11 protein-coding genes are annotated in these 9,875 nt (G+C 59.7%); 8 read left to right on the top strand and 3 right to left on the bottom strand.

The features are described 5' to 3' along the window. Nucleotides 1-143: 143 nt before the first annotated feature. Genes ACTZWY_RS12605 through ACTZWY_RS12595 form a run of 3 tightly spaced genes read right to left on the bottom strand, consistent with a single transcriptional unit; the run spans nt 144 to nt 3,688 of the window. Nucleotides 144-1,541, bottom strand: coding sequence for a sensor histidine kinase (locus ACTZWY_RS12605; RefSeq protein ID WP_444791063.1), 1,398 nt, complete (start codon nt 1,539-1,541; stop codon nt 144-146). Between the two features lie 24 nt (nt 1,542-1,565). Further along, a complete protein-coding gene (locus ACTZWY_RS12600) occupies nt 1,566-2,957 on the bottom strand; it encodes a dihydrolipoyl dehydrogenase family protein (RefSeq protein WP_444791062.1) in 1,392 nt (463 codons plus the stop codon). Further along, nucleotides 2,954-3,688 carry a TVP38/TMEM64 family protein gene (locus tag ACTZWY_RS12595; protein WP_444791061.1) on the bottom strand — a complete coding sequence of 245 codons (735 nt, stop codon included), beginning with the start codon at nt 3,686-3,688 and terminating at the stop codon, nt 2,954-2,956. Before ACTZWY_RS12595 ends, ACTZWY_RS12600 begins: the two co-directional genes overlap by 4 nt. A gap of 266 nt (nt 3,689-3,954) precedes the next feature. Here ACTZWY_RS12595 and rpmH point away from each other — a divergent pair, with 266 nt between their 5' ends. From rpmH to argB, 8 genes are all read left to right on the top strand, one after another. Then, complete coding sequence (rpmH, locus tag ACTZWY_RS12590) at nt 3,955-4,089, top strand: 50S ribosomal protein L34 (RefSeq protein ID WP_071797364.1); 135 nt, start codon at nt 3,955-3,957, stop codon at nt 4,087-4,089. A gap of 40 nt (nt 4,090-4,129) precedes the next feature. Then, nucleotides 4,130-4,543: a ribonuclease P protein component gene (gene rnpA / locus ACTZWY_RS12585; RefSeq protein WP_444791067.1), complete on the top strand. Its 414-nt coding sequence runs from the start codon at nt 4,130-4,132 to the stop codon at nt 4,541-4,543. After that, nucleotides 4,540-4,794 (top strand): membrane protein insertion efficiency factor YidD, encoded by a 255-nt coding sequence (gene yidD / locus ACTZWY_RS12580; protein ID WP_444791060.1) that lies wholly within the window; start codon nt 4,540-4,542, stop codon nt 4,792-4,794. The genes rnpA and yidD overlap by 4 nt, the downstream gene beginning before the upstream one ends. Before the next feature lie 56 nt (nt 4,795-4,850). Then, nucleotides 4,851-5,720 (top strand): tRNA 2-thiocytidine(32) synthetase TtcA, encoded by an 870-nt coding sequence (gene ttcA, locus ACTZWY_RS12575; protein ID WP_444791059.1) that lies wholly within the window; start codon nt 4,851-4,853, stop codon nt 5,718-5,720. An 89-nt stretch (nt 5,721-5,809) separates the two neighbouring features. After that, nucleotides 5,810-7,579 carry a membrane protein insertase YidC gene (yidC, locus tag ACTZWY_RS12570; RefSeq protein ID WP_444791058.1) on the top strand — a complete coding sequence of 590 codons (1,770 nt, stop codon included), beginning with the start codon at nt 5,810-5,812 and terminating at the stop codon, nt 7,577-7,579. A 4-nt stretch (nt 7,580-7,583) separates the two neighbouring features. Beyond that, a complete protein-coding gene (locus ACTZWY_RS12565; RefSeq protein ID WP_444791057.1) occupies nt 7,584-8,333 on the top strand; it encodes an MOSC domain-containing protein in 750 nt (249 codons plus the stop codon). Next, a complete protein-coding gene (gene yihA / locus ACTZWY_RS12560; RefSeq protein WP_444791056.1) occupies nt 8,330-8,986 on the top strand; it encodes a ribosome biogenesis GTP-binding protein YihA/YsxC in 657 nt (218 codons plus the stop codon). The genes ACTZWY_RS12565 and yihA overlap by 4 nt, the downstream gene beginning before the upstream one ends. Before the next feature lies 1 nt (nt 8,987). Further along, a complete protein-coding gene (gene argB, locus ACTZWY_RS12555) occupies nt 8,988-9,872 on the top strand; it encodes an acetylglutamate kinase (protein ID WP_444791055.1) in 885 nt (294 codons plus the stop codon). Nucleotides 9,873-9,875: the final 3 nt, after the last annotated feature.

The raw sequence follows: 9,875 nt of genomic DNA, 5'->3' as shown, positions 1-9,875 counted from the left end.
GCCCGAAAGGATTCGAACCTCTGACCCCCAGATTCGTAGTCTGGTGCTCTATCCAGCTGAGCTACGGGCGCGTTGAGGGCTAACTATCGCCGTCATGCGCGCTTTGCAAGAGGGGGCTTGCAACTATTTCAACAAAATTCCGGTCAATTCGCATTTGGTAACCAGATACGGAATTCCGTTCCATCTGCATCTGAACGTGTTAGCTCCAGCCGTCCGCCATGGCCGTGGACCAGTTCCGCCGATATTGCCAGGCCCAGCCCGACGCCGCCTTTGCGCACCCCCCCCTGAAAAGCCTCGAACAGATGTTCGCGCGCGCGTGCGGGCAGGCCGGGGCCAGTGTCACCTATGCGGATGCACACGCCGTTCTGGCCTCCGGTCTTGCTGTCTTGCGCCGAAATCTCGATAACGCCGGGTTGGCGCGTGGCTTCCAATGCCTGCCGGGCGTTACGCACCAGATTATGCAAGACGCGAAACAGCTGTTCTTCATCCGCGCGCAAATGCAGCGTAGCGGGAATATCGGCCAGGAATGTGACCTGTGCCGCGTCGGTCAGGGCAAGGCGTTCGCTTTCGATAACATCCTCGACAAGCGGTGCAAGCTGCACCCGCGACAGGCGCGGCGGGGGTTCTTCGGCTTTGCCAAACGCCAGCGTGGCTTCACACAGGTTGATGGCGCGCGACAAGGAGCCCACGAGTTTGGGCGCAGCGCGTTTCACACTTGGGTCGTCGCTGGCTTCCATCCGGTCGGCCAGCATGGAGGCCGTGGTCAGCATATTGCGCAAGTCATGGCTGATGCGCGCCACCGACCCGCCCAGTTGCGCCAGCCGGTCCTTCTGGCGCAACAGGCCCGTCAGGTCAGTTTGCATCCGGTGCAGGGCATCTTCTGCGTCGCGCAATTCACGGATGCTTGACTGCGGCGCGATGATTCGCGTCTGGTCTTGCGGGGATTCAGCGTAAACGGCCATCGACTGGATGACGCGGCGCATGGGCGTAACCACGAACAGGCGCACGGACAAGAACAGCAAGATTGCCGTGAAAATAGAAATCGCCAGCGACAGCAGCAGAATGCGCCGGCCATAATCCCATAATTCGGCATTCAGATCGGTGGTGTCCAGCGTGATTTCAATCAGCAACCCGCCGCGCTGCACTGGGTCACCGATAACACGAATGATTCGCGATTCCCGGGCGCCCAATTCCAGCAGCGCATCGCGTATCAGTGCAAATGCGCTGTCCATACGCAGGTCATAGGTGGCTGCAACGGGGCCGGGCAGCGGCGATGACAGCACCAGTTCGCGCACTTCGTCACGGCGCAGAACCACGTTGAAAACGCCGGCATTTTCAAGCAGTTCTCCTGCCAGTTCCCCCGCGATGGACCCATCAGATGCCAGCAGCGCCAAGGATGCGATTTGCGCACGTTCCAACCGCGCAATCAGGTATTCTTCACGAAAACGCGCAACAGAGGGGGCAAAAATCAGCACTTCTGCCAGCATGACGAAAATCACGGCAAGCAGCAGGAACCGACCCGACAGCGTGTTGACGAACATGCTCCCTCATGCGCGCGGCGATTCTTAGGGCAGCCATCTCTGCACCATTCTGACGACGCGCTTTACCGTAGGGTTATCAAATAGCTTGGGTGAAAAATAGGCCCCTGCCGCACGTTTGCTGATTTCCGCCAATGTCGGGTATGGCAGCACTGTTCCCGCTATCGCGCCAAGTTTCAGGTTATTGGCCATGGCCAGCGCGAACGGGGCAATCAATTCGCCTGCCTGCGCCCCCGCCAGAGTGACGCCAACGGGGCGGCCACGGGCGACCATCAGCTTGATGAAGCCATCTGTGCGCCCGTCGGCCTGCGCGCGATCAAGCTGCTCATAGCCAATGCGCTGCACGCTAAGCTGTCCGCCATATTTCTGGCGGGCCTGCGCTTCGGTCAGGCCAATCTGGGCCAGTTCAGGGTCTGTATAGGTTACGCGCGGAATATGGTCCTGACGTGCCTTGACGGGCAACGAAAACAGCGCGGACCGGATGACAAGCCCGGCATGATAGCCCGCCAGATGGGTGAATTGCCCCTGTCCCGCAACATCCCCTATCGCATAGGCGCGCCGGTTGGTGGTGCGCAGGTCTGCCCCCACTTTTATACCGTTGCGATCATGGTCTATGCCTGCAGAATCCAGGTTCAGGCGGTCCAGATTGGGCCTGCGCCCGACAGCAACCAGAAGATGTGTGCCAGCAAATATGGTGCCGCCCTTGACCTGAACTTCTATCGCGCCCGCGCGGCCGGAAACCTGTTCAACCTGCGCATCTTCGATGATTTCAATGCCTTCGCGGCGCAATTGCGCAATAACAAGTGCGCTTGCGTCCGGGTCTTCGCGCCCCAGCGCCTTGGCCCCTTCGATGACGGTGACCCTTGCACCAAGCCTGCGATGGGCCTGTGCCATTTCCAGCCCGATTGGCCCCGCACCGATAATCAGCAGGTGGCCGGGGCAGTCTTGTTGGGTGAACAGGGTTTCGTTGGTCATGAACGGCACATTGTCCAGACCGGGGATCGGGGGCACCAGCGGGCGTGATCCGGTGGCAATGACAAAGCGGCGCGCGTGAATGGTGGTGCCGTCAACCTCTATGCTGTGGGGCGCGGTAAAGCGTGCGTATCCCTGCACCACCTGAACGCCCAGCCCCGTGAAACGGTCAATGGAATCATGGGGTTCAATTGCGGCAATGGTCGCGGTGACATGCGCCATGGCATTGCGGAAATCCTGCGGTTCGGCCCCGCCGCGCGCCTTGGCGGCCTTGGCCTGTGCCAGCAGCGCCTTGGACGGGACACAGCCATAATTCAGGCAATCGCCGCCCATTTTGTGCCCTTCAACCAAAATGACGCGCGCGCCCATTTGCACAGCCCCTGCTGCCACCGACAACCCGCCCGAGCCGCCGCCGATCACGCAAATATCTGTTTTCAATACGCTCATAGGGTGGTTTCCTTCTTGCGCAGCGTTTTTACCACAATGGGGATGATCGAAAGCGCGGCAAGCGCCAATAACGGCCCAAGAATGTGGGGTTCGAAGATAATACCCAGATCAGGGGTTTCATTGCGGGCGAACACTTCGCCCAGCCCGGCCCCGACCCAAGTATAGACCACCCCGCCGGGCAAAATGCCCAAAAGCGTGGTGGTGGCGAAAATTGACAGGCGCACCCCGATCAACGCGGGTATCACATTCATGACAAAAAACGGCAAGACCGGCATAAGACGCAGTGAAAACAGCACTGGCGCTTCATTTTCGCGGATGGCGGCTGTCAGGCGCTTCATGCGCCCGTCACTGGCATCAATCTTGGCCGCCATGGCACGCCCGAACCCCGCGCGCACAACAAGGAAGATCAGCACAGCCCCGATCGTGGCGGAAACCACATTGAACATCGCGCCCGGAAACACCCCGAACAGGAACCCGCCTGTCAATGTGGCGGCGGTTGCGCCGGGCAGTGAAAACGCGACGATAGCGATATAGGCCGCGATGAAAATTGTTGCGGTAAGGGTATAATTCGCGTCTCGAAAGCCCAGAAGTGCGGCGCGATTGTCGCGCAGGGCCTCAAAACTCAGATGGTCGCGCAGCAAGATTGCCCCGATAACGGCCACGCATATAATCACAATAAGCGGCAGGCGCTGGCGCCAACCGGACGGGGGCAGGGGGGCTGTGGTGCTCACATCGTGGTCCTTCTCATGGTCTGTCCCTATCTTCGCACCAGATGGCGCAAATGTTTCCGGCAAGGTAGCGCGTTCACGACAGCTTGATCCCCAGCGATGATATAGGCGTAAATGTTACGGACCGCTTTGTTTTTTGCCAAAATTGCGGCCAAACCCTGCGATTGCGAATTGACTTGCGTGGTCGGGGGCCGTATCTGGCGGTTCTGTAATTGAATGGGTGGCCGAATCCGCGGGGATTGCGGTTGCCGGAATGAAGGAACGGAGCGATGAAACGCACCTATCAGCCCAGCAATCTGGTCCGCAAGCGCCGCCACGGTTTCCGTGCGCGCATGGCAACCAAAGCAGGCCGCAAGATTCTGAACGCACGCCGCCGTATTGGCCGCAAGAATCTGTCAGCCTAAGGTATTTGGTCCGTAATTTCGGGCCAGAGAAGGGACCATGATGGCACCGCCGCAAACAAATGTAGCCGGGCAAGGCGCCTGTGCTGCATCTGTTACGGCGGTATTGTCATTTGGAAAACCCGAAATCGTGAAACGCCGTGCGGATTTCCTGCGCGCCGCAAAGGGGCGGCGGTTGCCATGCCCGGCTTTTCTGGTGCAGGCATTTCCGCGCGGGGATGATGGCCCTTTTCGCGTTGGCTTCACCTGTTCCAAGAAGGTGGGCAACGCCGTTCTGCGCAACCGCGCAAAGCGGCGCTTGCGCGAAATCGCGCGCCTTGTGATGGCGCAGCATGCGCGCGCTGGCTGGGATTATGTGCTGGTCGGGCGGCCGGGTGCCACGGCCCACCATGATTTCAACGCCATGTCAGCGGATTTGCTGCGCGCGCTGCAAAAGCTGCACGGGGCGGGGCAATGACCCCGTTGGGGTGGGTCTTTTCGTTGCCAGTGCGGTTTTACCGCGTGGTATTCAGCCCGTGGGTGGGGCATGGCTGCCGGTTCCAGCCGACATGTTCCGCCTATGCGCTGGACGCGCTGCAGCGACATGGCGCCATCAGGGGCGCGTGGCTGGCGCTGCGCCGAATCGGGCGGTGCCATCCATGGGGCGGGGCAGGGTATGACCCTGTGCCGGGCGCTGATGCCGCCCATGACGCGCAACAGCGCCGCTGACTTTGCAGTGCGGTGCGTTTTATGGCATAGCCACAGCACCAGGGATGGAACGCCAAATGCTTGATGAAACCACTGACCTGCCGCTGATCCTGCAAGGTGCCCCCGACACCACGGAATTTCGCAAATTGCGCAAGCGCATCATCCGCGAAGCCCGCGCCGTGATTGACCAGTATGGCATGGTCGAACCGGGCGCGCGCTGGCTGGTGTGCCTGTCGGGCGGCAAGGACAGCTACACGTTGCTGGCGGCGCTGGTCGAATTGAAGTGGCGCGGGCTGTTGCCTGTTGACCTGCTGGCCTGCAATCTGGATCAGGGCCAACCCAATTTTCCCGCGACTGTGCTGCCTGACTTTTTGACGCGCATGCAAATCCCGCACCGGATTGAATATCAGGACACCTATTCCATCGTCGTGGACAAGGTGCCGCAGGGGCGCACCTATTGCGCGCTGTGTTCGCGGTTGCGGCGGGGCAACCTGTATCGCATTGCCCGCGAAGAAGGGTGCAGCGCGGTTGTTCTGGGCCATCACCGCGATGATCTGCTGGAAACCTTCTTCATGAACCTGTTTCATGGCGGGCGCCTTGCGACCATGCCCCCGAAACTGCTGAACGAGGACGGGGATCTGTTTGTCTACCGCCCTCTTGCCTTCGTCCCCGAAGCGGATTGCGACCGTTTTGCGCGCGCGATGAATTATCCCATCATCCCGTGTGATCTGTGCGGGTCGCAAGAAGGGTTGCAGCGTATGCAGGTCAAGGCGTTGCTTGATGAATGGGAACGCCGCAGTCCGGGGCGGCGCAATGTGATGTTCCGTGCCTTGATGAATATTCGCCCGTCGCATATGCCTGACCTGCAGCTTTTTGACTTTCTGGCCCTTGCGCGGGGCGATAAACCGCTGTTGAACCCGAATACGCCCCCTGATCTGACCTTGTGATCGGTTGAAAGGGGGAAAACCGCTTGACCTTTGCCCGGTGCTTCTGTTGAACCGGCGCGACCCTTGATGTGACAGGAAACGGCCTTTTCATGGACGAACAGAACCGCAATCTGCTTCTGGCCTTTGCTCTCAGCCTGTTTGTGCTGGTTGTCTGGATGTGGATGTTCCCGCCCCCCGAACCTACCCCGCAAGATGCTGCTGAGGTGGCCGAACTGCCACTGGCCGAAGGTGCGCAGGCCCCCGCCATGGTCGAAGGCGTGGGCGCTGACGGTTTGCCGGAACTGCCGCGCATTGACATCGACACCCCGCGCTTGGTTGGCACAATCAATCTGCGCGGCGGGCGTATCGACGATCTGGCGCTGCGCGATTACCGCGAAACCGTCCAGGATGATTCCGATGTCGTGCATTTGCTGACACCCGAAGGCGCGCGCGAAGCGTTTTACGCGCTGCATGGCTGGCGGCCGGGCCGGGACATGGACTGGGATGATGTGCCCGGCGCAAGCACCCCTTGGGAATTGGTCGAAGGCACCCGCCTGACACCCGGTTCCCATGTGACGTTGGCTTGGGTCAATGATCAGGGCGTGCGCTTCACACAGCGGTATGATGTTGATGAAAACTTCATGTTCACCATCACGCAAGGGGTGGAAAACACCGGCGATGCCACCGCCCGCGTTGCCCCCTATGGCCTGTTGTCGCGTCATGGTGAACCGTCCGATCTGGAAAACTTCTTCATCAGCCATGAAGGGTTCATCGAAGTTGCCGATGGCAAGCTGAATGAAGACAAATACAAGGCCATCCGCGACCTGCGCATGCATGAACGCGAAAACACCAATGCCCGCGTGACCGAAGTTGCAGAAAACGGCTGGTTGGGCATCAGTGACAAATACTGGATGGCCATGCTTGTGCCGCAGCCCGGTCAGGCATTTTCTGCGGTATCGCGGTATATTCCGTCGCGCGACGTGTATCAGACCCGCGCTGACCTGCCGACGCTTGTTGTCGGGCCGGGCGAAAGCGATCAGGTGCAGACAATGCTGTTTGCGGGCGCGAAGGAATGGACCACCATCCGCACCTATGAACGCGAAATGGGGATTAATCGGTTCATTGACGCCATCGACTGGGGCTGGTTCTTCTTTCTGACCAAACCCATCTTTGCGACCCTGTATTTCATCAATGGAATCATCGGCAATATGGGGTGGTCTATCATCACCCTGACGCTGTTGATCAAGGCGGTGTTGTTGCCGCTGGCGTGGAAATCCTATGTCAGCATGGCGAAGATGAAGGAACTTCAGCCCGAAATGATGGCGCTGAAGGAACGTGCGGGCGATGACCGCCAGATGATGCAGCAGGAAATGATGAAACTGTACAAGGAGAAGAAGGTGAACCCCGCTGCGGGCTGCCTGCCGATCCTGTTGCAGATTCCAATCTTCTTCTCGCTGTATAAGGTTATTTTCGTCACGATCGACCTGCGCCACGCGGAATGGTTCGGGGTGTTCAATGACCTGTCCGCGCCTGACCCCACATCTATCATGAACCTGTTTGGGTTGCTGCCATGGGCAGCGCCGCATCCTGAAAGCATTCTGGCGATGGTGTTTATTGGCATTCTGCCCATCTTGCTGGGGGTGTCGATGTGGCTGCAGATGAAGCTGAACCCAACCCCCACCGAACCCATCCAGCAAGCTGTGATGATGTGGATGCCGTGGATATTCATGTTCATGCTGGGGTGGTTCGCGTCGGGTCTGGTGCTGTACTGGATCGCCAACAACGTGATTACCTTCACGCAGCAGTATCTGATCATGTCGATGAATGGCAGCAGGCCGGATATATTGGGCAATATCTTCACCAAGAAGAAGAAAACCTAAGGCCATGGGGTGGCGGCTGGCGCATATCTTCCGCCATCCCATCAAGGCGCATGGCCGGCAATCGCTGGACGATGTTGCCTTGACCGAAGGGCGCTGTCTGCCGTTTGACCGGCATTGGGCCGTCGCCCATGAAGCGGCGCGGTTGCAAGATGGCTGGAATCCGTGCATGAATTTCACGCGCGCGGCCAAGACGCCCGCATTGCAGGCGATTGACGCGCAGTTTGATGAAACTGCAGGGCGCATAACCCTGACCCATCCTGCCCGCGATGCGCTGACTTTCGACCCTGACACAGCACACGGGCAGGTGGATTTCCTGAACTGGGTTGCGCCCCTTATGGCGGGCGGGCGCGCGCAGCCTGTGCGGCTGGTCACCGCGGGGCGCGGCATGACCGACACGGATTTCGAGTCTGTGTCGCTGCTGAACCTTGCGTCAAACCGCGTGCTGGGCGCGCGTCTGGGGTGCGATCTGGGGCTGGACCGCTGGCGCGGCAACCTGTGGCTGGACGGGCTGGCCCCATGGGAAGAATTTGATCTTCTGGACCGTGAACTGGCCATCGGGGACGCCCGGCTGAAAATTGTCGAACGCATTACCCGCTGTCGCGCCACGATGGTGGATTGTGCGACGGGCCGGATTGATGTTGACACGCTTGCGGAACTGGATGCGGCCTATGGCCATACGGATTTTGGCGTTTATGCCATTGTCACGCGCGGGGGCATCATCCGCACGGGCGACAGACTGGAGCTTTGCGCATGACAACACAACTGCCCTTCCCTGTTTCTGATGAACCAACTGCCGAGATGGCGGAAACGGGCCGCAAGCTGCTGACCGGTCAGGTGGAATTCCTGAAAGGTGTGGTTGCCATGGACGGCTTGCCGCCCGCTGACAGGATGGAAGTGTGTTTTGCGGGCCGGTCCAATGTGGGCAAATCCAGCCTGATCAATGCGCTGACCGGGCGCAAGGCTATTGCGCGCACGTCCAACACACCGGGCCGCACGCAGGAAATCAACTATTTCACGGTTGCTGACAGCCATTATCTGGTGGATTTGCCCGGCTATGGCTTTGCCAAGGCCCCGTTGCCGATTGTCGAACGCTGGCAGCGCCTGTTGAAGGCGTATCTGTCCGGGCGGGCGACCTTGCGCCGCGCGTTTTTGCTGATCGATATGCGTCATGGGGTCAAGCCCGTGGATGCGGAGATCATGAAACTGCTGAACAGTTCCGCTGTCACCTTTCAGGTGGTTCTGACCAAGGCCGACAAGTTAAGCCGCGCCGCGCAGGACGACATACTGGCACAGGTGCGTGCCGCCCTTGCCAAGCACCCCGCCGCCTATCCCGAAATCGTCGTCACCTCGTCTGAAACGGGGGACGGCATACCCACATTGCGCGCGATTATCGCGGGACTGACCTAACATGAAGAAGCAACGCCCCATGACACAGGATTGGTTTGCCACCGCCCGGACCCTGTCCGAGGCATTACCCTATTTGCAGCGCTATTCCGGCGCCATTGTGGTTATCAAGTTTGGCGGCCATGCCATGGGCGACGCCGAGGAAATGGCCTCCTTCGCGCGCGATGTGGTGCTGATGCGACAGGTCGGCGTGAACCCTGTCATCGTGCATGGTGGCGGGCCAATGATCAACGACATGTTGCGAAAGCTGGACATCCAGTCTGAGTTTGTGCGCGGCAAGCGTGTAACCGATGCGGCCACCATGAATGTGGTTGAAATGGTGCTGTCAGGGTCGGTGAACAAGCGCATCGTGCAGGCCATCCAGCTGGAGGGGGGCAAGGCCGTTGGCCTGTCGGGCAAGGATGGCGGCATGGTCACTTGCGAACCCGATGACCCCGAATTGGGGCTTGTGGGGCGTCCTGCGGCCATTAACACCGAATTGCTGCACCATCTGTTCACTGGCGGGTTCATTCCCGTCATTGCGCCGCTGGGAATGGGGCGGCAGGGCGAAACCTACAACATTAACGGCGACACGGCAGCAGGGGCCATCGCAGGCGCGCTGAAAGCAGATCGTTTGCTGTTGCTGACCGATGTCTCGGGCGTGAAGAACGAGCACGGCGATGTGGTCACACAGCTTAGCCCGGCCCATGTGCGCGACCTGACCGAAAAGGGCGTGATTGCGGGCGGGATGATTCCCAAAACCCAAACTGCCCTTGATGCCATCGAGGGCGGTGTGCGTGCCGTCGTCATCCTTGACGGGCGCGCGCCAAATGCGTGTTTGCTGGAATTGTTCACGGATCATGGTGCGGGCAGTATCATCCGCGACACCCTGCCATTAGCCAAAGCATAAGGA

The organism is Roseinatronobacter sp. NSM, from assembly GCF_052379845.1.
Taxonomy (GTDB): Bacteria; Pseudomonadota; Alphaproteobacteria; order Rhodobacterales; family Rhodobacteraceae; genus Roseinatronobacter.
The sequence above is the reverse complement of the archived record's forward strand: the minus strand, read 5'-3'. Positions and strand labels throughout refer to the sequence as shown.

Bases quoted from the DNA above. Each gene is read 5' to 3' on its own strand.
- ACTZWY_RS12605 (WP_444791063.1), bottom strand. From the start codon at position 1,541: ATGTTCGTCAACACGCTGTCGGGTCGGTTCCTGCTGCTTGCCGTGATT.
- ACTZWY_RS12600 (WP_444791062.1), bottom strand. From the start codon at position 2,957: ATGAGCGTATTGAAAACAGATATTTGCGTGATCGGCGGCGGCTCGGGC.
- rpmH (WP_071797364.1), top strand. From the start codon at position 3,955: ATGAAACGCACCTATCAGCCCAGCAATCTGGTCCGCAAGCGCCGCCAC.
- rnpA (WP_444791067.1), top strand. From the start codon at position 4,130: ATGGCACCGCCGCAAACAAATGTAGCCGGGCAAGGCGCCTGTGCTGCA.
- yidD (WP_444791060.1), top strand. From the start codon at position 4,540: ATGACCCCGTTGGGGTGGGTCTTTTCGTTGCCAGTGCGGTTTTACCGC.
- ttcA (WP_444791059.1), top strand. From the start codon at position 4,851: ATGCTTGATGAAACCACTGACCTGCCGCTGATCCTGCAAGGTGCCCCC.
- yidC (WP_444791058.1), top strand. From the start codon at position 5,810: ATGGACGAACAGAACCGCAATCTGCTTCTGGCCTTTGCTCTCAGCCTG.
- ACTZWY_RS12565 (WP_444791057.1), top strand. From the start codon at position 7,584: ATGGGGTGGCGGCTGGCGCATATCTTCCGCCATCCCATCAAGGCGCAT.
- yihA (WP_444791056.1), top strand. From the start codon at position 8,330: ATGACAACACAACTGCCCTTCCCTGTTTCTGATGAACCAACTGCCGAG.
- argB (WP_444791055.1), top strand. From the start codon at position 8,988: ATGAAGAAGCAACGCCCCATGACACAGGATTGGTTTGCCACCGCCCGG.